21 protein-coding genes are annotated in these 21380 nt (G+C 66.2%); 14 read left to right on the top strand and 7 right to left on the bottom strand.

Going from position 1 to position 21380, the window contains the following annotated elements; genetic code table 11:
• Window positions 1-232 precede the first annotated feature (232 nt).
• The 5 genes from CKW13_RS17825 to CKW13_RS17845 all read left to right on the top strand — a co-directional run bounded on the left by CKW13_RS17825 (window position 233) and on the right by CKW13_RS17845 (window position 7510).
• Window positions 233-1624, top strand: a complete 1392-nt coding sequence (locus CKW13_RS17825) for a GntP family permease (RefSeq protein WP_095109914.1) — start codon at window positions 233-235, stop codon at window positions 1622-1624.
• A gap of 7 nt (window positions 1625-1631) precedes the next feature.
• Complete coding sequence (locus tag CKW13_RS17830; RefSeq protein WP_095109915.1) at window positions 1632-2405, top strand: 3-hydroxybutyrate dehydrogenase; 774 nt, start codon at window positions 1632-1634, stop codon at window positions 2403-2405.
• Between the two features lie 66 nt (window positions 2406-2471).
• Window positions 2472-4427, top strand: a complete 1956-nt coding sequence (locus CKW13_RS17835) for an acetoacetate--CoA ligase (RefSeq protein WP_095109916.1) — start codon at window positions 2472-2474, stop codon at window positions 4425-4427.
• Window positions 4428-4647: 220 nt separating this feature from the next.
• Complete coding sequence (locus CKW13_RS17840) at window positions 4648-7182, top strand: PAS domain-containing protein (RefSeq protein WP_095109917.1); 2535 nt, start codon at window positions 4648-4650, stop codon at window positions 7180-7182.
• Between the two features lie 52 nt (window positions 7183-7234).
• A complete protein-coding gene (locus CKW13_RS17845; protein ID WP_007932676.1) occupies window positions 7235-7510 on the top strand; it encodes a peptidylprolyl isomerase in 276 nt (91 codons plus the stop codon).
• A gap of 263 nt (window positions 7511-7773) precedes the next feature.
• Here the strand turns inward: CKW13_RS17845 and CKW13_RS17850 are convergent, their stop codons facing one another.
• From CKW13_RS17850 to CKW13_RS17860, 3 genes are all read right to left on the bottom strand, one after another.
• A complete protein-coding gene (locus tag CKW13_RS17850; protein WP_095109918.1) occupies window positions 7774-8985 on the bottom strand; it encodes an amino acid deaminase in 1212 nt (403 codons plus the stop codon).
• A 42-nt stretch (window positions 8986-9027) separates the two neighbouring features.
• On the bottom strand, window positions 9028-9417 hold the full coding sequence (locus CKW13_RS17855; RefSeq protein WP_095109919.1) for a RidA family protein: 390 nt from the start codon (window positions 9415-9417) through the stop codon (window positions 9028-9030).
• Window positions 9418-9619: 202 nt separating this feature from the next.
• Window positions 9620-10504: a LysR family transcriptional regulator gene (locus CKW13_RS17860; protein ID WP_095109920.1), complete on the bottom strand. Its 885-nt coding sequence runs from the start codon at window positions 10502-10504 to the stop codon at window positions 9620-9622.
• A 102-nt stretch (window positions 10505-10606) separates the two neighbouring features.
• On the opposite strand from CKW13_RS17860, the gene CKW13_RS17865 reads away from it, so the two are divergent.
• The 9 genes from CKW13_RS17865 to CKW13_RS17905 all read left to right on the top strand — a co-directional run bounded on the left by CKW13_RS17865 (window position 10607) and on the right by CKW13_RS17905 (window position 16972).
• The gene (locus CKW13_RS17865; RefSeq protein ID WP_095109921.1) at window positions 10607-12244 is read left to right on the top strand and encodes an MFS transporter; all 1638 of its coding nucleotides are present in this window, start codon (window positions 10607-10609) and stop codon (window positions 12242-12244) included.
• Between the two features lie 142 nt (window positions 12245-12386).
• The gene (locus CKW13_RS17870; protein ID WP_095109922.1) at window positions 12387-12716 is read left to right on the top strand and encodes a DUF6388 family protein; all 330 of its coding nucleotides are present in this window, start codon (window positions 12387-12389) and stop codon (window positions 12714-12716) included.
• A gap of 28 nt (window positions 12717-12744) precedes the next feature.
• Window positions 12745-13449 (top strand): YoaK family protein, encoded by a 705-nt coding sequence (locus CKW13_RS17875; protein WP_095109923.1) that lies wholly within the window; start codon window positions 12745-12747, stop codon window positions 13447-13449.
• 64 nt (window positions 13450-13513) lie between these two features.
• Entirely contained in the window at window positions 13514-13903 is a 390-nt protein-coding gene (gene tusD / locus CKW13_RS17880) for a sulfurtransferase complex subunit TusD (protein WP_095109924.1), read from the top strand.
• A 3-nt stretch (window positions 13904-13906) separates the two neighbouring features.
• The gene (gene tusC / locus CKW13_RS17885; RefSeq protein ID WP_095109925.1) at window positions 13907-14263 is read left to right on the top strand and encodes a sulfurtransferase complex subunit TusC; all 357 of its coding nucleotides are present in this window, start codon (window positions 13907-13909) and stop codon (window positions 14261-14263) included.
• On the top strand, window positions 14263-14556 hold the full coding sequence (tusB, locus tag CKW13_RS17890; RefSeq protein WP_095109926.1) for a sulfurtransferase complex subunit TusB: 294 nt from the start codon (window positions 14263-14265) through the stop codon (window positions 14554-14556). The genes tusC and tusB overlap by 1 nt, the downstream gene beginning before the upstream one ends.
• On the top strand, window positions 14553-14888 hold the full coding sequence (locus CKW13_RS17895) for a TusE/DsrC/DsvC family sulfur relay protein (protein WP_095109927.1): 336 nt from the start codon (window positions 14553-14555) through the stop codon (window positions 14886-14888). Before tusB ends, CKW13_RS17895 begins: the two co-directional genes overlap by 4 nt.
• Window positions 14885-15886: a glycosyl transferase family protein gene (locus CKW13_RS17900; protein WP_095109928.1), complete on the top strand. Its 1002-nt coding sequence runs from the start codon at window positions 14885-14887 to the stop codon at window positions 15884-15886. The genes CKW13_RS17895 and CKW13_RS17900 overlap by 4 nt, the downstream gene beginning before the upstream one ends.
• An 87-nt stretch (window positions 15887-15973) precedes the next feature.
• Complete coding sequence (locus tag CKW13_RS17905) at window positions 15974-16972, top strand: glutathione S-transferase family protein (protein WP_095109929.1); 999 nt, start codon at window positions 15974-15976, stop codon at window positions 16970-16972.
• A 12-nt stretch (window positions 16973-16984) separates the two neighbouring features.
• Here CKW13_RS17905 and cysG read toward each other — a convergent pair whose 3' ends face one another.
• Genes cysG through CKW13_RS17925 form a run of 4 tightly spaced genes read right to left on the bottom strand, consistent with a single transcriptional unit; the run spans window position 16985 to window position 21376 of the window.
• Window positions 16985-18382 carry a siroheme synthase CysG gene (gene cysG, locus CKW13_RS17910; RefSeq protein WP_095109930.1) on the bottom strand — a complete coding sequence of 466 codons (1398 nt, stop codon included), beginning with the start codon at window positions 18380-18382 and terminating at the stop codon, window positions 16985-16987.
• Window positions 18383-19663 carry a serine--tRNA ligase gene (serS, locus tag CKW13_RS17915; RefSeq protein ID WP_095109931.1) on the bottom strand — a complete coding sequence of 427 codons (1281 nt, stop codon included), beginning with the start codon at window positions 19661-19663 and terminating at the stop codon, window positions 18383-18385.
• Between the two features lie 16 nt (window positions 19664-19679).
• Window positions 19680-20054 carry a fluoride efflux transporter CrcB gene (gene crcB, locus CKW13_RS17920; protein WP_095109932.1) on the bottom strand — a complete coding sequence of 125 codons (375 nt, stop codon included), beginning with the start codon at window positions 20052-20054 and terminating at the stop codon, window positions 19680-19682.
• Entirely contained in the window at window positions 20051-21376 is a 1326-nt protein-coding gene (locus CKW13_RS17925) for a replication-associated recombination protein A (RefSeq protein WP_095109933.1), read from the bottom strand. The genes crcB and CKW13_RS17925 overlap by 4 nt, the downstream gene beginning before the upstream one ends.
• Window positions 21377-21380 lie beyond the last annotated feature (4 nt).

A 21380-nucleotide genomic window follows, 5' to 3' on the forward strand; every position in this document is an offset into this window, starting at 1 on the left:
CTTCGTAGGCACGCCCGCGCCCACAGCGTGTTTCACAGGCTGCGGTGGTGGCAGCGGGCCTGCCCGCGGTAGCGCCCTACGTCCCACAACAGAGACAAATACCTGCCCTTCGCCACCAGACCAATAAAATATTCATATATTTCAACAACTTAAAACCTGGCATAGATCTCGCTAAGGATTTTTCCTACACCCGTTGCACCCCACAAAAATAACAATCCGATGGAGACACACCATGAGTGTGATTATTGCCCTGGCCGCGCTCGCGCTGCTGATGCTGGCGGCCTACCGTGGCTACAGCGTCATCCTCTTCGCCCCCATTGCCGCCCTCGGTGCCGTGTTGCTCACGGACCCTTCCGCCGTCGCGCCCGCGTTCACCGGGGTGTTCATGGAAAAAATGGTCGGTTTCATCAAGCTGTACTTCCCGGTGTTCCTGCTGGGCGCGGTGTTCGGCAAGCTGATTGAGCTGTCCGGGTTCTCGCGCTCCATCGTCGCCGCCGCGATCCGCCTGCTGGGCACCCGCCAGGCCATGCTGGTGATCGTGCTGGTCTGCGCCTTGCTGACCTACGGCGGCGTGTCGCTGTTCGTGGTGGTGTTCGCGGTGTACCCGTTCGCCGCAGAGATGTTCCGCCAGAGCAACATCCCCAAGCGGCTGATCCCGGCCACCATCGCCCTGGGCGCGTTTTCCTTCACCATGGACGCCCTGCCCGGCACGCCGCAGATCCAGAACATCATCCCCAGCACCTTCTTCAACACCACGGCCTGGGCCGCGCCTTGGCTGGGGCTGATCGGCACGATCTTCGTGTTCTGCGCCGGCATGCTCTACCTGGCGCGCCAGCGCAACAAGGCGCAACGGGCCGGCGAAGGCTACGGCACCGAGCTGCGCAACGAGCCGGAAACCGCCGAAGACATCAAACTGCCCAACCCCTGGGTTGCGCTGTCGCCGCTGCTGCTGGTGGGGGTGATGAACCTGCTGTTCACCCACTGGATCCCGCAGTGGTACGGCAAGACCCACAGCCTCAGCCTGCCGGGCATGAGCGTGCCGGTGCAGACCGAAATCGCCAAGCTCACCGCGATCTGGGCAGTCCAGGCCGCGTTGCTGGTGGGCATCATCATGGTCCTGGTGTTCGGCTTCAGTGCCATCCGCAGCAAACTGGCCGAGGGCAGCAAAAGCGCGGTCAGCGGCGCGCTGCTGGCGGCGATGAACACCGCGTCCGAGTACGGCTTCGGTGCGGTGATCGCCTCGTTGCCGGGGTTCCTGGTGCTGGCCGACTGGCTCAAGGGCATCCCCAACCCGCTGGTCAACGAAGCCATTACCGTGACCTTGCTGGCCGGCATCACCGGCTCGGCTTCCGGCGGCATGAGCATTGCCCTGGCGGCCATGTCCGAGAGCTTCATCGCGGCGGCCAACGCGGCCAACATCCCCTTGGAAGTGCTGCACCGCGTCGCCTCCATGGCCAGCGGCGGCATGGACACCCTGCCCCACAACGGCGCGGTGATTACCCTGCTGGCCGTGACCGGGCTGACCCACCGCGAGGCCTACAAGGACATTTTCGGCATCACGCTCATCAAGACCCTTGCGGTGTTCGTGGTGATCGCTACTTTCTATGCCACCGGCATTGTGTGAGGCACCCATGAAAACATTGAACGGCAAAACCGCCCTGGTCACCGGCTCCACCAGCGGCATCGGCCTGGGCATTGCCCTGAGCCTGGCCAAGGCCGGCGCCAACCTGATCCTCAACGGCTTCGGCGACGCCTCGGCGGTAATCGCCCAGGTCGAGCACTATGGCGGGCGGGTCGGCCACCACGGCGCCGACGTCAGCGACCCGGCGCAGATCGCCGACATGCTCGCCTACGCCGAGCGCGAGTTCGGCGGTGTCGACATCCTGGTCAACAACGCCGGCATCCAGCACGTGGCGGCGGTGGAGGCGTTCCCCGCCGAACGCTGGGACGCGATCATCGCCATCAACCTGTCCGCGGTGTTCCACAGCACCCGCTTGAGCTTGCCGGGGATGAAAGCCAAGGGCTGGGGGCGGATCATCAACATCGCCTCGGTGCATGGCCAAGTCGGCTCGGTGGGCAAGGCCGCTTACGTGGCGGCCAAGCACGGGGTCATCGGCCTGACCAAAGTGGTGGGCCTGGAAACCGCCACCAGCAACGTCACCTGCAACGCCATCTGCCCCGGCTGGGTGCTCACGCCCCTGGTGCAAAAACAGATCGATGAACGCATTGCCAGCGGCATCGACCCGCAACAGGCCCAGCACGACCTGCTGGCCGAGAAACAACCGTCCCTGGCGTTCGTCACGCCCTCGCAACTGGGGGAGCTGGTACTGTTTTTATGCAGCGACGCCGGCAGCCAAGTGCGCGGCGCGGCGTGGAACATCGATGGCGGGTGGTTGGCCCAGTAAGGCCCATCGCTGCCGTCGTAGCCAGCGGGCTGGCCCGCTGGCTGCACACAACAATAAGAGGCCTCTATGTCCGACATCCTTTGGCAACCCAGCGCCGAGCGCATCCGCGCCTCCCGCCTGCACGCCTTTGCGCGCCTGCTCCATGACCGCCACGGCATCGCCCTGCGCGACTACCCCAGCCTGCACCAGTGGAGCATCGACCAGCGCGCCGAGTTCTGGCAGGCCATCGTCGATTTCTTCGACGTCCAGTGGCACGCCGCGCCCCACGCCGTGCTGCGCGAAGGCCCGCAGATGCCCGACGCCCAGTGGTTCCCCGGGGCCACCCTGAACTTTGCCGAACACCTGCTGCGCCGCCGCGACACCCACACGGCGGTGGTTGCCCTCGGCGAAGACGGCCAGCGCGAAACCCTGAGCTACCGCGAACTCGCCGAGCAGGTCGCCGGCCTGCAAAAAAGCCTGCGCGCAGCGGGCGTGGGCCTGGGCGACCGGGTGGCGGCGTGCATGCCCAACACCTGGCAAACCCTGGTGGCCATGCTCGCCACCACCAGCCTGGGGGCGATCTGGTCCTGCTCATCGCCCGACTTCGGCACCCAAGGCGTGATCGACCGCTTCGGCCAGATCGAACCCAAGGTGCTTATCACCTGCGCCGGCTACCGCTACGCCGGTAAAAACCTCGACCAAAGCGCCAAGATCAACGAAATCCTGCAACGCCTGCCGTCCCTCGAACAGTTGCTGATCGTGCCTTACGCCCGCCCCGAGGCGCGGGTCGAGGATTACCGCACCCAGGCCCGCGTGGCGCTGTGGGCGGACTTCTACCACAGCGGCGGCGAGCCTGAGTTCGTCGCGGTGCCGTTCGCCCACCCGCTGTACATTTTGTATTCGAGCGGCACCACCGGCGTGCCCAAATGCATCATCCACAGCACCGGCGGCGTGCTGTTGCAGCACCTCAAGGAACACGGCCTGCACACCGACCTGGGCCGCGACGACGGCCTGTTCTACTACACCACCTGCGGCTGGATGATGTGGAACTGGCTGGTCTCGGCCCTGGCGGTGGGCAGCCGCGTGGTGCTGTACGACGGCTCGCCGTTCCACCCCCAGCCCGAACGCCTGCTGGACCTGATCGACGCCGAGGCCATCAGCGTGTTCGGCACCAGCCCCAAGTACCTGGCGAGCCTGCAGGCCGAAGGCCTGCAACCGCGCCACAGCCACAACCTGGGCAGCCTGAGGACGCTCCTGTGTACCGGCTCGGCCCTGTCGCCGCACAGCTACGACTACGTTTACGAGCAGATCAAGGCCGACCTGTGCCTGGCGTCGATGTCCGGCGGCACCGATATCGTCTCCTGCTTTGTCGCCGGCAACCCCTGGCAAGCAGTGCGCCGTGGCGAGATCCAGGGCAAGAGCCTGGGCATGGCGGTGCAGGTATGGAACGCGGCCGGGCAACCGGTGGTCGGCGAAAAGGGCGAACTGGTGTGCACCCGCCACTTCCCGGCCATGCCCATTGGCCTGTGGCACGACCCCAGCGGCGAGCAGTTGCGCGCCGCCTACTTCAGCCAGTTCCCCGGGGTCTGGGCCCAGGGCGACTACGCCGAGGAACTGGCCCACGGCGGCATGCTGATCCATGGCCGCAGCGACGCGGTACTCAACCCCGGCGGCGTGCGCATCGGCACCGCGGAAATCTACCGCCAGGTGGATAAAGTCCCCCAGGTGCTGGAAAGCATCGCCATCGGCCAGCAGTGGCAAGGCGACGTGCGGGTGGTGCTGTTTGTGCGCCTGCACGCGGGCGTGGCGCTGGACGCGGCGCTGGAGCAACACATCCGCCAGGTCATCCGCGCCAACACCACACCGCGCCACGTGCCGGCGAAAATCCTCGCGGTCAACGACATCCCCCGTACCCTCAGCGGAAAAATGGTCGAACTGGCGGTGCGCAACGTGGTCCATGGCTTGCCCGTGAAAAACACCGACGCCCTGGCCAACCCGCAAGCCCTGGACGAGTTCCGCGACCGCCCGCAGTTACGCGAGTAGCCCGGCCGGGGCTGCTGGGCGGCCCTTAGGCACCTGTGGGGGACGAGTGTGTGGGAGCGAGCCTGCTCGCGATGAGGCCGGTACAGCCCAGACCGCCATCGCGAGCAGGCTCGCTCCCACAAGGGTTGTTGCCCCGCCACCTGGTTGCCCCACCACCGCCAGGCGTTGTGCCCCACGCCCGGGCGCCGCACAATCGCGCCTCAGCCTCAGGACCTTGCCGATGACCACCGCCGCCACCAACGAAGCCCAAGCCCTGATCTCACGCCTGGACTGGGCCGCCAGCCCCCTGGGCGCCGCAGCGGCGTGGCCGCAGAGCCTGCGCACGGCGGTGGATATCGTGATCCACTCGCCCATGCCCATGCTGCTGCTCTGGGGCCCGCAACTGACCCAGCTCTACAACGACGGCTTCGCCCTGCTGGCCGGCAACAAGCACCCCCACGCCTTCGGCCAGCCCACCCACCAGGTGTGGCCCGCGCTCAAGGACTTCACCGCGCCCATCTACGACGCCGTGCTGCAAGGCCAGGTACGCACTTACAGCGAGCAATACTTCAACCTGCAACACGACGACGGCCAAAGCGACCTGTGGCTGGACCTCACCTACAGCCCGATCCGCGACGAACGCGGGCACGTAGCGGGTATCCTCGTCACCGCCATCGAAACCAACGAACGCCGGCGCGTGGCCCTGGAGCTGAAAAAACGCTCCGAGGCCAACCTACAGGCCCGCCAGGAATCGGAAGAGCGCCTGCGCCTGGCCCTGGCCGCCACCGACGCCGTGGGCACCTGGGACTGGGACATCCGCGAAGACCGCTTCATCGCCGACAGCCATTTCGCCACCCTGCACGGCGTGGACCCGACCCAGGCCGGCGAGTTGCCCATCAGCGCCTACCTGAGCGGCGTGCACCCCGAAGACCGCGGCATGATTGCCCGCAGCATCAAGCACTGCATCACCCACGGCACCGAGTACGCCGAGGAATACCGCTTGCTGCTGGCCGACGGCAGCCTGCGCTGGGTGTTTGCCCGCGGGCGCTGCTACAAGGACCACCACGGTCGGCCGCTGCGTTTTCTCGGCGCGGCCCTGGACCTCACCGACCGCAAGCAGATCGAACAGGCCCTGCGTCAGAGCCAGACCGAGTTGCAGCTGATTATCAACGCCATGCCGGTGTTGATCGGCTACGTCGACCAGCAAGAATGCTTTCGCCTGAACAACAGCGCCTACTTGGACTGGTTCGGCCTCACACCTCAAGAGTTGTACGGCAAGAGCATCCGCGAGGTGATGGGCGATGCCGACTACCAGGAACGCCACGCCCACATCGCCCAGGCCCTGGCGGGTAAGCCGTGCAGCTTCGAGGCCACCTCCCGGCACCGCGACGGGCGCCTGCGCCACGCGTTGATGAAGTACTTGCCGCGCCTGGGCGCGGACGGTGCGGTCAACGGCTTCTACATCTTTGTGATCGACGACACCGAGCGCAAACAGACCGAAGCGGCCCTGCGCAACCTCAACGAAACCCTGGAAGAACGGGTCGCCGAGCGCACCCGCGAACTGGCCGACGCCAACCAGCGCCTGCAAAACGAGATGTTCGAGCGCGAGCGCGTCGAGGATGCCCTGCGCCATGCGCAAAAAATGGAAGCGGTGGGCCAACTCACCGGCGGCATCGCCCATGACTTCAACAACATGCTCACCGGCATCATCGGCAGCCTGGACCTGATGCAGCGCTACATCGCCGACGGGCGCGCCGATGAGATCGACCGTTTCACCGAAGCCGCCGTGACCTCGGCCAAGCGCGCGGCGGCCCTGACCCATCGCCTGCTGGCGTTCTCCCGTCGCCAGTCGCTGAACCGCCAACCCCTGGACCCCAACACCCTGGTGCGCTCGCTCGAAGAGCTGTTTTTGCGCACCAAGGGCGAACACATCCGCTTCAAGGTGCAACTGAGCGACAACGTCTGGCCGGTAAACACCGACGCCGGGCAACTGGAAAACGCCCTGCTCAACCTGGTCATCAACGCCCGCGACGCCATGCCCGACGGCGGCGAACTGCTGATCGAAACCGCCAACAGCTACCTCGACGGCACCGACATCAGCACCCTGGAACCGGTCAAGGCCGGGGATTACGTGATGCTCGCCGTCAGCGACAACGGCGCCGGCATGAGCCCACGGGTGCTGGCCAAGGCCTTCGACCCGTTCTTCACCACCAAACCCATCGGCCAGGGCACGGGGCTGGGGTTGTCGATGATCTACGGCTTCGCCCAGCAGTCGGGTGGCCACGTCACCCTGAGCAGCCAACCGGGCCTGGGCACCTGCGTGCGCCTGTACCTGCCGCGCCTGCACAATGCCGCGCCGCTGGAAGAAGCCCTGATGGGCAGCGCCCAGGCGCCCTGCGCCCGCGCCGGCGAGTCGGTGGTAGTGGTGGAGGACGACCCGGCGGTGCGCATGCTGGTGCTCGATGTGTTGAGCGAATTGGGCTACAGCGCCCATGAAGCGGTGGACGCCCCCGGCGCCTTGGCGCTGCTGGAGTCCGAGTTGCGGGTGGATTTGCTGGTGACCGACGTGGGCCTGCCGGGTATGAACGGCCGGCAACTGGCGGAAATCGCCCGCCAGCACCGGCCCGGGCTCAAGGTGCTGTTCATGACCGGTTACGCCGAGAAAGCCGCCGAACGCCAGGGCTTTCTCGACGAAGGCATGGACCTGGTGACCAAGCCGTTTTCCATCGACCTGCTGGCCATCAAAATTCGCCGCATGATCGGCCAGCCCCAGTGATTTGCGGCATAATCGCGCCCCGCTGCCATTCCCGCGTCAAGGTCACTGCCCGATGAAAGCCCAAGCCCGCCATATCCTGGTCAAAACCGCCGAAGAAGCCGAACAACTCAAACAACGCATCGCCAAGGGCGAAGCCTTTGACGTGCTGGCCAAAAAGTACTCCACCTGCCCCTCCGGCAAACGCGGCGGCGACCTGGGCGAAGTGCGCCCAGGGCAAATGGTCGGTGCCATCGACCAGGTGATCTTCAAAAAGCCCCTGCGCACCGTGCATGGGCCGATCAAGAGCAAATTCGGCTATCACCTGGTGCAGGTGTTCTACCGCGACTGAACCCACCGCGGGCAGGCTTATGGGGGGGCTGGCCTGTGTGGGGGCGGGCCTGCCCGCGATAGCGCCATTGCAAGCGCTAGAGGGCCATCGGCTGTACCGGCCTCATCGCGGGCAGGGCCCGCTCCCACCGTTGAGCGGTGGTGTGGGTGCGTTCCCTCTGTGGGAGCGAGCCTACTCGCGATGGCGGTGACGAACGAAGACCGTTGCTCCCACAAAAAGCACCCTGCACAACCGCCGAGTCGCGCGCTGAGAGTTGCCGCGAGCTAGAAACACGTCTCCAGGCACTCCACCACCCGCCACTGCTCGTCCACCAGCAACCCTACCCGCCATTTGTCGAAACTCAGGCACGGGTGCGAGGTGCCGAAGGCGATGATGTCGCCGATGCGCAACTCAAGGCCTGGGGCCAGCGTCATGAAGGCATGCTGGTCCATCACCGCCGTAACCCGGCAACCCGCCACATCCCCCGCCACCGTTGCCCCGGCGCGATAGCCGCGCAACGGCACCGGCAGCCCGGCGTCGTAGGCCACGTCGCGCTTGCCCAGGGCCACCACGGCCAGGCCCGGCTCGGGCAGCGACTGCACATGGGCCCAGACCTCCAGGGCCGGGCGCAGGCCTTCGTGCAGGTCGGCGCGGCGCTCCAGCACCCCGCACTGGGCGTCCTTGTAGATGCCGTGGTCATGGGCCACGTAACTGCCGGGGCGTAGCACGCTGAGAAAGCGCCCGCTGGCATTGCGGCTGGCGAAGGCTTCGGCGACCAAGTCGTACCAGGCCGAACCGGACGCGGTGACGATCGGCCGGGCCAGGGCAAAGGCGCCCTCAGCCTGCAAATCCACCGCCAGGCGCACCAGGGACGCGGCGAACTCACGGATACCGCTGCTGGCATGCTCGCCGTGGATCACCCCTTCGTAGCCCTCGATGCCGGTCAAGGCCAGCGCCGGCCGGGCCCCGATGGCGCGGGCCAGGTCGAGCACCTCTTGCTCACTGCGACAGCCACAGCGCCCACCGACCACGCCGTATTCGATCATCACATTCAGGCGCAGCCCCCGTTCCCCGAAGAACGCCGCCAGATCGGCGACGTTGTCCGGGTGATCCACCAGGCAGTGGAACTCGAAGGTCGGGTCGGCGAGCAACTGGGCAATCAACGCCATATTGGCCGCGCCCACCAATTGGTTGGCCATCAACACCCGACGCACGCCGTGGGCGTATGCGGCGCGGGTCTGCACCGCGGTGGCCAGGGTGATGCCCCAGGCGCCGGCGGCCAGTTGCCGGGCAAACAGCGCCGGCATCATGGTGGTTTTGCCGTGGGGCGCCAACTCGGCGCCGCTGGCACGGGCAAAGGCTTGCATCCAGTGCAGGTTGTGCGCCAGCGCGGCGCCGTTGAGCACCAGCGCGGGCAGGCTGACATCGTGCAACAGGCTGGCACCGCACGGGGCGGCGCCTTTTTCTACGGCGGGCAGGTTCAAAGGGACGGGCATGGTCCGGCTCCAGGGGTCGAGGTGATCGGCGGCACTGAGGGTTCAGGCTTTTTTCTTGTAGGCCACGCAGTCGATCTCCACCTTGCAGTCGACCATCATGCTCGCCTGCACGCAGGCCCGGGCCGGCGCGTGCTCGCTGCTGAAATATTCGGCGAAGACTTTGTTGAAGCTCCAGAAGTCCCGCGGGTCGTCCAGCCACACGCCGGTGCGCACCACGTCTTCGAGGCCATAGCCGGCCTCGTGGAGAATGGCGATCAGGTTGCGCATGGCCTGGTGGGTTTGCTCGACGATCCCGCCGTTGATGATCTCGCCATCAAGGGCCGGCACCTGGCCCGACACATACAACCAGCCATCGGCCTCCACCGCCCGGGCAAAAGGCCGGGGCTGGCCACCACCGGCGGTGCTGCCGGTGCCGTAACGGGTAATGCTCATATCGGTTGCTCCTTGGCTTAGCGGGAAAACAGCGCCAAGCCTAGCACTCGGCGCCGCCACAATAGAGGCACCCGTGCTGGCCAACCTGTGGGGCCGGAATGCCGCCATCGCGAGCAGGCTCGCTCCCACAGAGGGAACACACCCACACCACCGCTCAACGGTGGGAGCAGGCCCTGCCCGCGAAGGCGCGCGCACTCAAGCGCTACCCGGTTGCACCCTGGCCGGCGCTACGCACCTGTTCGATATAGCGCACCACCGCCGGAGCCTTTTCAAAGCGCCGGTGGATCAGCGACAGCCAGGAACTGGCCGGGCTGTCCGCGATGGGCCGGTAGACCACGTTGGGCAGGCTGACATGGCCCACCACCGAGGCCGGCACCACGGCCACGCCCTGGCCCAATGACACCAGGGCGATCACCGCCACCAGCCCACCCGGTTGCGGCCCCAGGCGCGGGGCGAAACCGCCCTGGGCGGCGACCTGCAAGGTGCCGCTGACCTGTTCGGGAAGGATGAAGGTCTGCGCCTGCAAATGCTCGGCGTTGATTTGCGCCAAGCGGCACAGCCAGGAATCGGCGCTCAGGGCCAGGACAAAGCCTTCGCTGTCCAGCCGCACAGCCTCCAGGCCTTCGGGCAGGGTCATGGGCGAACGGATGTAGCCAATATCGAAACGCCCCTCGGCCACCCGCCCCGGCAACGCCGCCATGGCGCTTTCGCGCACGCTGAGGCTGACGTCCGGGCAGGCGTAGCTGAAGGCCTGCACCTGTTTTTGCAACAGCCCCGAGTACACCGCCGACGCCACGTAGCCCAACTCGATGTGGCCGATTTCACCGCGCCCGGCACGCTGGGCGTTGCGCTGGGCCAGCTCGAACTGGCGCACCGTGGCCTCGGCCTCGATCAGCAGCGTCGCCCCGGCCTCGGTCAGGCTGACTTGGCGCTGCTGGCGCAGGAACAGGCGCGTGCCCAGGGCGTGCTCCATGTCCTGGATCTGCCGGGTCAGGGTCGGCGGCGCGATGCCCAGTTGCTCGGCGGCGCGGGTGAAATTGCGCTGGCGGGCGACGGCGAGGAAATAGCGGAAGTGGCGGATTTCCATGGGGCATTAGCTCAAAGGTAATGAAAGGCTCGCGGCCAGCTAACGAAGTGCCAGTAGCACCGCGCTAAGCTGGCCAGACCGCCACCATAGAGAGCACAGGCCATGGCCGTCAAACCCGAGCAGCCCGCCCCAGAGGGCATTGCCCAGCAGGCAATCAAAAAACCCGTGAGCCCGCGCCTGACCCTGCTCACCGCGTCCGGGGTGTGTTCGTTGATCGTGCTCGACACCAATATCGTTGCGGTGACATTGCCGAGTATTGCCCGGGACTTGGGGGCGAACTTCGCCGATATCGAATGGGTGGTGAGTGCCTACATGCTCGCCTTCGCCGCGCTGCTGCTGCCCGCCGGGAGCATCGCCGACCGCTTTGGCCGGCAGAAAACCCTGCTCTGGGGCCTGAGCATCTTCATCCTCGCCTCCATCGGCTGCGGCGCGGCGCCCAGCGCGCTGTTCCTGGACATCGCCCGCGCCATCAAGGGCGTTGGCGCGGCGCTGCTGCTGACCTCGGCCCTGGCGTCCATTGGCCATACCTTCCACGACGAGGTCGAGCGGGCCAAGGCCTGGGCCTTCTGGGGCGCGTGCATGGGCGTGGCGATGACCGCCGCGCCCACGGTGGGCGGGCTGGTCACCGAGTTCCTCGGCTGGCGCTGGATCTTCTACCTCAACCTGCCCGTGGGCCTGCTGCTGATGGCGATGGTCTGGCGCGCCGTGCCGGAGTCCCGCGATTCCCAGGCCGCACGCCTGGACCCTTGGGGCAGCCTGGCCTTCAGCGCCAGTTTGCTGTGTTTGATCTGGGGCCTGATCGAAGCCAACCGCATCGGCTGGGACAGCCCCGTGACCTATGCGCGCCTGCTCGGCGGCGTGGCGTTGCTGGGGCTGTTCGTGGTGATCGAACGCCTGCAACGGCGGCCCATGGTGGATTTGCAGCTGTTCAAGCACCCGCGCTTTATCGGCGCCCTGCTCGGGATGTTTGCCTACGCCGGTTGCGCCCAGGTGATGATGACCCTGCTGCCGTTTTACCTACAAAACGGCTTGGGCTTCAGCGCCATCGCTTCAGGGCTGGGCATGCTGCCGTTCGCCCTGACCATGCTGATCTGCCCGCGCATCGGCGTGCGCCTGGCCAGCCGCTACGCCCCGGCCACCCTGATGGCGGCGGGCCTGACCCTGGTGGGCCTGGGCAACTTGCTGAGCGCTTGGGCGACCCAGGCCGGCGGCTACCTGGGTTTCGCCCTGGCGATCGCGGTGACCGGCGCCGGCGCGGGGCTGCTCAATGGCGACACACAGAAAAACATCATGGCCTGCGTGCCCCGCGACCGCGCCGGCATGGCCTCGGGCATGAGCACCACCATGCGCTTTAGCGCCATCATGCTGGCCATCGGCGTGTTCGGCGCCCTGCTCGCCAGCCACACCGAGCAGTTACTCCACGCCAGCCTCAGCGCACAGGCCGGGCAATGGCTGGGCCAGGTGCAGGAGATCGCCTCGCGGGTGGTGGCCGGCGACATGAACGCCGCCCTCAGCACCCTGCCCGACACCGCCCGCGCCAGCGTCGAGCCCCTGGCGCGTCAGGCCTTTGTCGGCGGCTTCAGCCGCGTCCTCACCGTGGCCGGCCTCCTCGCCCTGCTGGGCGCCTGGGTGGTGGGCACCTTGATGCGCCATCCCATTCCCCAGCAGCAAACCAATTGCCGCAGTGGGTGCGAGCCTGCTCGCGATGAGGCCGGCACCTTCCACAAAGGTTCTGCCTGAACCAGCGCTATCGCCGGCCAGCCGTTTTCCTACAAAGGATGCGCAATACAGTTGCAACGGCGCCACACCCTGGCGGCTGGCTACAGTTCGTGCTACCAAGTCAGGGCCGGCCGCGTATTTCCCGCGCCACAAAGGAGCGCCCATGGTTGCACCCACCGATCGTCATGCCTTGGCCTTGCAGCGTTTTCTCGCCGAGCGCCCGGCCCTGGGCCTGGAGTTGGCCCAGCTCAACCCCTTGGCGGCCCAGGCGCGCCGGGAAAGCCTGGAGCAGTTTCGCCAGGAGCACCTGCACGCTGCATTCGAGGCCGAAGCCCAGGCCCAGGGCCTGTTTGCCTGGGAATTGACCCTCAAGCTCACCGCCGCCAGCCCCGCGCAGTACCTTGCGCAACGCCTGGAGGTGCACCGCGAGTCGGCGCAGATGGCCGGCATTGAGTGGGATCAGTACCGGCGCTTGTACGGTCTGGAACAATGAGCCTTTCTGCCCTTTCGAGCGCGTGCTAATGCTGCCTTCACCCACCCCACTACGCACCCACCCCGGCCTGCTGCGCCTGCAAAAGCTGCGCGGGCGCATTGGCCTGAGCCTGGTGGCGGCCCTGAGCGTGTTGGCGGGCATGACCGATGCCATTGGTTTCATGGCCACCGGCGATTTCGTGTCGTTCATGAGCGGCAACACCACGCGCCTGGCGGTGGCCATCAGCGAAGGCGACCTGGGCCTGACCCTACGCCTGATGATCGTGGTCGCGGCCTTCGTCGCCGGCAATGCCCTGGGCATCGTGGTCGGCCGGCTCGGCGGGCGCCGGGCGCTGCCGTTGCTGTTGTGCATCGCCACCTTGCTGTGCGGCGCGGCGGCTTGGCCGTTTGCCACGCAATTGCCAGCGTTGCTGGCGGCGATCATCGCCATGGGCATGCTCAATGCCGCCGTGGAGCAGGTCAACGGCCTGCCGGTAGGCCTGACCTACGTTACCGGCGCCCTGTCGCGCTTTGGCCGTGGCCTGGGGCGCTGGATGCTGGGCGAGCAGCGCAACGGCTGGCGCGTGCAGTTGATCCCGTGGGCCGGGATGTTTGTCGGTGCGGTGCTGGGCGCGATGCTGGAGCATCGCCTGGGGTTCCAGGCCCTGTATGTCAGCGGCTTGCTGGCCGCGGCGCTGGGGCTGGTGTGCCTGAAAATTCCGCGGCGCTGGCAACTGGGCTATATGCCGCGCTGAACGCGCTTTCGCGAGGCCGTCGAGAAAGCATTATCATGGCCGCAGTTTTGCCATCGAGTCCGTCATGAAATTCGCCATTGCTGTGTTTAGCGCCGCCCACGCGCCTTCTTCGCGCCGCGCCCTGCTGTTTGCCCGGGCCGTGATCGAGGGCGGGCACCAGATCACCCGCCTGTTTTTCTACCAGGACGGCGTGTACAACGCCGCCAGCAGCCTGGTCACGCCCCAGGACGAACCGGACCTGGCGCGGCAATGGCGCGAGTTGGTCGAAGAACACCAGCTCGACGCCGTGGTGTGCATCGCCGCCGCCCTGCGCCGTGGTGCGCTCAATGCAGAAGAAGCCCTGCGCTACAACCGCACGGCCACGGTGGAGGCGCCCTGGGTGCTGTCGGGCCTGGGCCAGTTGCATGACGCGGCGCAGAGCGCCGATCGCCTGATCTGTTTTGGAGGCGCCTGAACCGTGGCCAAATCCCTGTTGATTGTCAGCCGCCAGGCGCCGTGGTCCGGCCCCGGTGCCCGTGAAGCCCTGGATATCGTCCTTGCCGGTGGCGCCTTTGGCCTACCCATCGGCCTGCTGTTTCTCGATGACGGCGTGTTCCAGGTCGCCACCAGGCAAGAGGCCCGCGCCCTCGAACAAAAAGACCTCAGCGCCAACCTGCAAGCCCTGGAGCTGTTCGGCGTGGAAGAGGTTTACCTGTGCCGCACCAGCGCCGCCGAACGCGGCCTGCACAACTGGAGCCTGGAAGGCCTGCAAGCGCTGAACGCCGAGCAGATCCGCGGCCTCTTCGATTCCTACGACCAGGTGATAACCCTCTGATGTCGACTTTGCATGTGTTGTCCCATTCGCCCTTTACCGATGGCCGCTTCAGCAGTTGCCTGCGCCTGCTGGGCGCCGCCGATGGCGTGCTGCTGTGCGGTGACGCGGTGCACGCCCTGCAACCGGGCACCGCGCCGTGCAACGCCTTGCAGGCGCTGAACAGCCCGCGCTTCGTTCTGCTCGAAGACGCTCAGGCCCGCGCCGTGGAGTTGCCGGCGTGGATCACTGGCGTGGATTACCCAGGGTTCGTGCAGTTGTCGATCGCCCACGACAAGGTCAGCACTTGGCTATGACTGACCTGATTGTCGACGCCCGCCCCATCGCCCTGGACAAGGACGGCTACCTCGCCGACCGCAACGACTGGTCGCCATCAGTGGCCAGCGCCCTGGCCACCGCCGAGGGCATCGAGCTGACGGCTGAGCATTGGGAAATCCTCGACCTGCTGCGCGATTTCTATAGCCAGTTCCAGCTCTCGCCCGCTACCCGCCCGCTCATCAAGTACGCGGCCCTGAAACTGGGCCCGGCCAAGGGCAACAGCCTGCACCTCAACCGCCTGTTCAATGGCACTCCCGCCAAACTCGCCGCCAAGCTGGCGGGCCTGCCCAAGCCGACCAATTGCCTATGAACGATTTCCCCGCCCTGACCCTTGAAACCCCGGCCGAGCATCCCTTCGCCGAATTCGTACGTATCCTCGGCAAAGGAAAGCGCGGTGCGCGCAACCTCACCCGCGAGGAGGCCCGCGAGGCCATGGGCCTGCTGCTCGACGGCAAGGTCGAGGACACCCAACTCGGCGCCTTCTTGATGCTGTTGCGCCACAAGGAAGAAAGCCCCGAGGAGCTGGCCGGTTTCACCGAAGCCCTGCGCGCACGCCTCAACGCCCCGGCGCTGAGCGTGGACCTTGACTGGCCGACCTACGCCGGCAAAAAGCGCCACCTGCCCTGGTATTTGCTGGCGGCCAAGTGCCTGGCGCAAAACGGCGTGCGCATCCTGATGCACGGCGGCGGCGCCCACACCGCCGGGCGCCTGTACAGCGAGCAATTGCTCGACTTCCTACACATCCCCCTGTGCCGCGACTGGCAGCAAGTGGGCGCAGCCCTGGAGCACGGCAACCTGGCGTTCTTCCCCCTGGTGGACTGGGCGCCGCAGTTGCAACGGATGATCGACTTGCGCAACACCCTGGGCTTGCGTTCGCCGATCCATTCCCTGGCGCGCATCCTTAACCCCCTCGGCGCGCGCTGCGGCCTGCAAAGCATCTTCCACCCCGGCTACCAAGGCGTGCACCGCGACGCCAGCGGTTTGCTGGGGGACACCAGCCTGGTCATCAAGGGCGACGGCGGCGAGATCGAGATCAACCCCGACGCCGACAGCCATCTGTACGGCACCTGTGGCGGCCTGAGCTGGGATGAGCAATGGCCACAGCTGTCGGCCCAGCGCCACGTCAAACCGGCGTCCCTCGACCCGCAGCACCTCAAGGCGCTATGGCGCGGCGACGTCGAGGACAGCTACCCGCAACTGGCGCTGATCGCCACCATGGCCCTGGCCTTGCGTGGCCTGGGCCAGGACCGCGAGCAGGCGTTCATCACCGCGCAGCAGTATTGGGACGCACGGGATCGATCCATTTAATCGATCATTACCGCCCACCCTTTGCGCTTTTTGTTCGAACCCATCGGCATAGACTGGGCCCACTCTATTTAGGCCGAGGACAGTGCAATGGGCTTGTTGATCGAAGGGCAATGGCGCGACCAGTGGTACAAAAGCAGCCAGGACGGCGCCTTCCAGCGCGAACAGGCGCAGCGCCGCCACTGGCTGACCGCCGATGGCCGGCCCGGCCCCAGCGGTGAAGGCGGCTTTGCCGCCGAAGCCGGGCGCTATCACCTGTATGTGTCCCTGGCCTGCCCCTGGGCCCACCGCACGCTGATCTTGCGCAAGCTCAAGGGCCTGGAAAGCCTGATCGAGGTGTCCGTGGTCAGTTGGCTGATGCTAGAAAACGGCTGGACCTTCGACAAAACCCTGGGCAGCACCGGCGACGCACTCGACGGCTTCGACTTCCTGCACCAGCGCTACACCGCCGATACCGCCGACTACAGCGGCCGGGTCACGGTGCCGGTGCTGTGGGACACCCGCCAGGGGTGTATCGTCAACAACGAATCGGCAGACATCATCCGCATGTTCAACAGTGCCTTCGATGGCATCACCGGCAATACCCTGGACTTCTACCCCGCGCCGCTGCGCAACAGCATCGACGCCCTCAACGAGCGCATCTACCCGGCGATCAACAACGGCGTGTACCGCGCCGGGTTCGCCACATCACAGCAGGCCTATGAACAGGCCTTCGACGAGGTGTTCGCCGAGCTTGGGCATCTGGAGCAGTTACTGGGGGAAAAACGCTACTTGGCGGGGCACTACCTGACGGAAGCGGACATTCGCCTGTTCACCACGCTGATCCGTTTCGACGCGGTGTACCACGGCCACTTCAAGTGCAACCTGCGGCGCCTGGCCGACTATCCGAACCTATCGAACTGGCTACGGGAGTTGTACCAATGGCCGGGGATTGGCGAGACGGTGCATTTGGACCACATCAAGCGCCATTACTACGCCAGCCACCGCACCATCAACCCCACGGGCATCGTGCCCAAGGGCCCGGCCCTGGGGCTTGATGCGGCCCATGATCGGCAGCGGCTGGAGGGCAAAGGGGTTTGGCAGGCGTAGCAAGCCCGCTGGCTACAGCACCTGCGCCTGTGCCCCTTCAAACCACGCCAGTTTCTCGCGCAGTTGCACCACTTCGCCGACGATCACCAAGGTCGGCGCATGCACTTCATGCTCCGCCACCAGTTCCGGCAAATTGCCCAAGGTGCCGGTGAACACCCGCTGATTGACCGTGGTGCCCTGCTGGATCAACGCCGCCGGGGTGTCGGCCGAGCGGCCGTGGCCAATCAGTTGTTCGCAGATGATCGGCAAGCCCACCAGGCCCATGTAGAACACCAGGGTTTGCCCCGGCGCCACGAGGTCGCCCCAGGGCAGGTCGGTGCTGCCGTCCTTGAGGTGGCCGGTAACGAAACGCACCGACTGTGCGTAGTCGCGGTGGGTCAGGGGAATGCCGGCATAGGCCGCGCAACCGCTGGCCGCCGTGATCCCCGGCACCACTTGGAAGGGAATGCCGTGGGCCGCCAGCTCTTCGATCTCTTCGCCGCCACGGCCGAAGATGAACGGGTCGCCGCCCTTGAGCCGCACCACGCGTTTGCCTTGCAGGGCCAGGTCCACCAGTTGCTGGTTGATCTGCTCCTGGGGCACCGCGTGTTCGGCGCGGCGCTTGCCGACGTAGACCCGTTCCGCGTCGCGGCGGCACAGGTCAAGGATCGCCGGGGCGACGAGGCGGTCGTAAAGCACCACATCGGCCTGTTGCATCAGGCGCAAGGCACGAAAGGTCAGCAGGTCCGGATCGCCCGGCCCTGCGCCCACCAGATAGACTTCGCCACCGGCACGCGGCGCCTCACCGTTGATTTTTGCCAACAGCAGGCGTTCGGCCTCGGCCCCCTGCCCGGCCAGTTGGCGGTCGGCAATCGGGCCCTGGAACACGTCTTCCCAGAAGGCCCGGCGTTGCTGCACGTCGGGGAACAAGCCTTTGACCTGGTGGCGAAAACGCGCCGCCAGCCCCGCCAAGTGGCCGTAGGTGGAAGGAATCCAGGTTTCCAGCTTGGCCCGGATCAACCGCGCCAGCACTGGAGCATCGCCGCCACTGGAGACGGCGATGACCAAGGGCGAACGGTCGACGATGGCCGGGAAGATCACGCTGCACAAGGCGGGCGCGTCCACCACGTTGACCGGCACGCAGCGCCCTGTAGCGTCGCTGGACACCTGGGCGTTGAGTGGTTCGTCGTCGGTGGCGGCGATCACCAGCACGCAGCCATCGAGGTCGGCCTCCTGGTAACCACGCAACAGCACTTCACCGCCACTGCCCTGCACCAGTTCACGCAACTGGGTTTCGACCTGGGGAGCAACCACCCGCAGCACCGCGCCGGCCTCGGCCAGCAGGCGGGACTTGCGCAAGGCAATCTCCCCGCCGCCGACCACCAGCACACGCCTGCCACGCAGGTTATGGAACAGTGGCAGATAGTTCATTTAGCCGATGACCTCGATGCCGCCCATGTAGGGCTTGAGTACTGCTGGCACACGGATCGAGCCGTCGGCCTGTTGGTAGTTTTCCAGCACCGCCACCAGGGTGCGGCCCACCGCCAGGCCGGAGCCGTTGAGGGTGTGCACCAACTCAGGCTTGCCGGTTTCCGGGTTGCGAAAACGCGCCTGCATGCGCCGGGCCTGGAAATCGCCGCAGTTGGAGCACGAGGAGATTTCGCGGTACTTGTCCTGGCTCGGGATCCACACTTCGAGGTCGTAGGTCTTGACCGCGCTAAAGCCCATGTCGCCGGTGCACAGGGCCAGGGTGCGGTAAGGCAGCTCCAGCAGTTGCAGGACTTTCTCGGCGTTGGCGGTGAGGCCTTCGAGGGCCTGCATGGAGGTGGACGGCTCGACGATCTGCACCATTTCGACCTTGTCGAACTGGTGCTGGCGGATCATGCCGCGGGTGTCACGCCCCGAAGCGCCCGCTTCACTGCGGAAACACGGCGTGTGGGCGACGAACTTCAACGGCAGCTGCTTGGCGTCGATGATCTCGCCGGCGACGATGTTGGTCAGCGACACTTCGGCGGTGGGGATCAGGTACAGGTCGGCTTCGCCTTCGCGGCTGATCTTGAACAGGTCTTCCTCGAACTTGGGCAACTGACCGGTGCCTTGCAGGGCCGGGGCCTGGACCAGGTAAGGCGTGTAGGCCTCTTCGTAGCCGTGTTCGTTGATGTGCAGGTTAATCATGAACTGCGCCAGGGCGCGGTGCAGGCGCGCAATCGGCCCGCGCAGCAAGGCGAAACGGGCGCCGGAGAGCTTGGCGGCGGTCTCGAAGTCGAGCCAGCCGAACTGCTCGCCCAGGGCCACGTGGTCTTTGACCGGGAAGTCGAAGACCGTCGGCGTGCCCCAGCGGCGCACTTCGACGTTGTGGTCTTCGTCGGCGCCAACCGGTACCGACTCATGGGGCAGGTTGGGGATGTTCAGCAACATGGCGTCCAGGGCGTTCTGGATTTCATCCAGTTCGACCTTGCTGGCGCTCAACTGGTTGCCCATGTTCTCGACGTTGGCCATCAGCGGCGCGATGTCTTCGCCGCGCTGCTTGGCCTGGCCGATGCCCTTGGAGACTGCGTTGCGCTCGGCCTGGAGTTTTTCGGTCAGGGTCTGGACGGTCTTGCGCTGTTCTTCCAGCGCTTCGATGCGGGCCACGTCCAGGACAAAGCCCCGGGAAGCCAGGCGATCCGCTACGTCCTGCAGGTTGCTACGTAACAGTTTGGAATCGAGCATGTCGGTCTCTCGTCTATCAAAGTTTGGTCAGGGACAGGCCAGCCCAGGTCGCGAGCAGCCCGCCGAATACGCTGATTGCCGCGTAGCCCAGGGCCAGCGGCGCTTGCCCGGTTTCCAGCAAGCGCACCGTATCCAGTGAAAAGGATGAAAACGTTGTGAGGCCGCCCAGAAAGCCGACCATCAACCCGGCACGTACCTCGACGGGCACCTCCGGGCGAATCAAAAACAGACCGTATAGGACGCCGATCAGCAGACAGCCGACGATATTAACGGCCAGCGTCGCCGTATAGAAGTGCCGCGGCCAATTGGCGCTGACCCAATTGCCGGCGGCAAAGCGCAATAAGGTGCCGGCCACGCCGCCCGCCGAGACGGCAAGGACCAGGGGGATCACGGTTTTCTCCGTTGCCGGGGGCTGGCCTGGTCCTGGGCCGCGAGGTGGCGCAGCTTCTCGCCGATCTTCAGTTCCAGGCCCCGGGGCACGGGTTGGTAGAAGGGTTGCGGCGCCAGTTCATCGGGAAAGTAGTCTTCGCCGGCGGCGTAAGCGTCCGGCTCGTCGTGGGCGTAGCGGTACTCGTCGCCATAGCCCAGTTGCTTCATCAGCTTGGTCGGGGCATTGCGCAGGTGCAGTGGCACTTCCAGGGAGCCATGCTCGGCGGCGCTGCGCATCGCTGCCTTGAAGCCCATGTACACCGCGTTGCTTTTCGGCGCGCAGGCCAGGTAAGTGATGGCCTGGGCCACCGCCAACTCGCCTTCCGGGCTACCCAGGCGCTCCTGCACGTCCCAGGCCGCCAGGCATAGGCTCAGGGCACGGGGGTCGGCGTTACCGATGTCTTCGCTGGCCATGCGCACCACGCGGCGCGCCAGGTACAGCGGGTCGCAGCCACCGTCGAGCATGCGGGCGAACCAGTACAGGGCGCCGTCCGGGTTGGAGCCGCGCACGGATTTGTGCAGCGCCGAGATCTGGTCGTAGAAGGCCTCGCCGCCCTTGTCGAAGCGCCGCCGTGTGTCGCCCAGCAGGCTTTGCAGCAAGTCTTCGCCGATCTGCGTGCCGTCTTCGGCCAGGTCGGAGGCGTTTTCCAGCAGGTTGAGCAGGCGCCGGCCGTCACCGTCGGCGGCGGCCAGGAGCATCTTGAAGCCTTCGTCGCTCAGGCTCAGCCGACGCTGGCCCAGGCCTTTGTCCTCGCTGAGGGCACGCTGCACCAGTTTGTGCATGGCGGCCTCGTCCAGGCTTTTAAGCACATAGACCCGGGCGCGGGAGAGCAAGGCATTGTTGAGCTCGAACGAGGGGTTTTCGGTGGTAGCACCGATGAAAATCAGCGTGCCGTCTTCGACATAGGGCAGGAACGCGTCCTGTTGGGACTTGTTGAAGCGGTGCACTTCGTCGACAAACAGGATGGTGCGCTTGCCGTATTGCCCGGCCTGCTGCTTGGCCACGTCCACCGCCTGGCGGATTTCCTTGACCCCGGCCAGCACCGCCGAGACGGTTTCGAAGTGGGCGTCAGAGACCTGCGCCAGCAGCCGCGCAAGGGTGGTTTTGCCGACCCCAGGCGGCCCCCAGAAGATCATCGAGTGCAGCGCGCCCTGCTCCAGCGCCTCGCGCAGGGGTTTGCCGCGCGCCAGCAAGTGCTCCTGGCCGACGTACTCGTCCAGGTTGGTCGCGCGCAGCCGCGCGGCCAGTGGCTGGGCGATCGGGTCACTTCGAAACAGGTCCATCACT

It is taken from the genome of Pseudomonas sp. Irchel 3E20 (assembly GCF_900187645.1).
Lineage (GTDB): Bacteria > Pseudomonadota > Gammaproteobacteria > Pseudomonadales > Pseudomonadaceae > Aquipseudomonas.

Bases quoted from the DNA above. Each gene is read 5' to 3' on its own strand.
- CKW13_RS17825 (WP_095109914.1), top strand. From the start codon at position 233: ATGAGTGTGATTATTGCCCTGGCCGCGCTCGCGCTGCTGATGCTGGCG.
- CKW13_RS17830 (WP_095109915.1), top strand. From the start codon at position 1,632: ATGAAAACATTGAACGGCAAAACCGCCCTGGTCACCGGCTCCACCAGC.
- CKW13_RS17835 (WP_095109916.1), top strand. From the start codon at position 2,472: ATGTCCGACATCCTTTGGCAACCCAGCGCCGAGCGCATCCGCGCCTCC.
- CKW13_RS17840 (WP_095109917.1), top strand. From the start codon at position 4,648: ATGACCACCGCCGCCACCAACGAAGCCCAAGCCCTGATCTCACGCCTG.
- CKW13_RS17845 (WP_007932676.1), top strand. From the start codon at position 7,235: ATGAAAGCCCAAGCCCGCCATATCCTGGTCAAAACCGCCGAAGAAGCC.
- CKW13_RS17850 (WP_095109918.1), bottom strand. From the start codon at position 8,985: ATGCCCGTCCCTTTGAACCTGCCCGCCGTAGAAAAAGGCGCCGCCCCG.
- CKW13_RS17855 (WP_095109919.1), bottom strand. From the start codon at position 9,417: ATGAGCATTACCCGTTACGGCACCGGCAGCACCGCCGGTGGTGGCCAG.
- CKW13_RS17860 (WP_095109920.1), bottom strand. From the start codon at position 10,504: ATGGAAATCCGCCACTTCCGCTATTTCCTCGCCGTCGCCCGCCAGCGC.
- CKW13_RS17865 (WP_095109921.1), top strand. From the start codon at position 10,607: ATGGCCGTCAAACCCGAGCAGCCCGCCCCAGAGGGCATTGCCCAGCAG.
- CKW13_RS17870 (WP_095109922.1), top strand. From the start codon at position 12,387: ATGGTTGCACCCACCGATCGTCATGCCTTGGCCTTGCAGCGTTTTCTC.
- CKW13_RS17875 (WP_095109923.1), top strand. From the start codon at position 12,745: ATGCTGCCTTCACCCACCCCACTACGCACCCACCCCGGCCTGCTGCGC.
- tusD (WP_095109924.1), top strand. From the start codon at position 13,514: ATGAAATTCGCCATTGCTGTGTTTAGCGCCGCCCACGCGCCTTCTTCG.
- tusB (WP_095109926.1), top strand. From the start codon at position 14,263: ATGTCGACTTTGCATGTGTTGTCCCATTCGCCCTTTACCGATGGCCGC.
- CKW13_RS17895 (WP_095109927.1), top strand. From the start codon at position 14,553: ATGACTGACCTGATTGTCGACGCCCGCCCCATCGCCCTGGACAAGGAC.
- CKW13_RS17900 (WP_095109928.1), top strand. From the start codon at position 14,885: ATGAACGATTTCCCCGCCCTGACCCTTGAAACCCCGGCCGAGCATCCC.
- CKW13_RS17905 (WP_095109929.1), top strand. From the start codon at position 15,974: ATGGGCTTGTTGATCGAAGGGCAATGGCGCGACCAGTGGTACAAAAGC.
- cysG (WP_095109930.1), bottom strand. From the start codon at position 18,382: ATGAACTATCTGCCACTGTTCCATAACCTGCGTGGCAGGCGTGTGCTG.
- serS (WP_095109931.1), bottom strand. From the start codon at position 19,663: ATGCTCGATTCCAAACTGTTACGTAGCAACCTGCAGGACGTAGCGGAT.
- CKW13_RS17925 (WP_095109933.1), bottom strand. From the start codon at position 21,376: ATGGACCTGTTTCGAAGTGACCCGATCGCCCAGCCACTGGCCGCGCGG.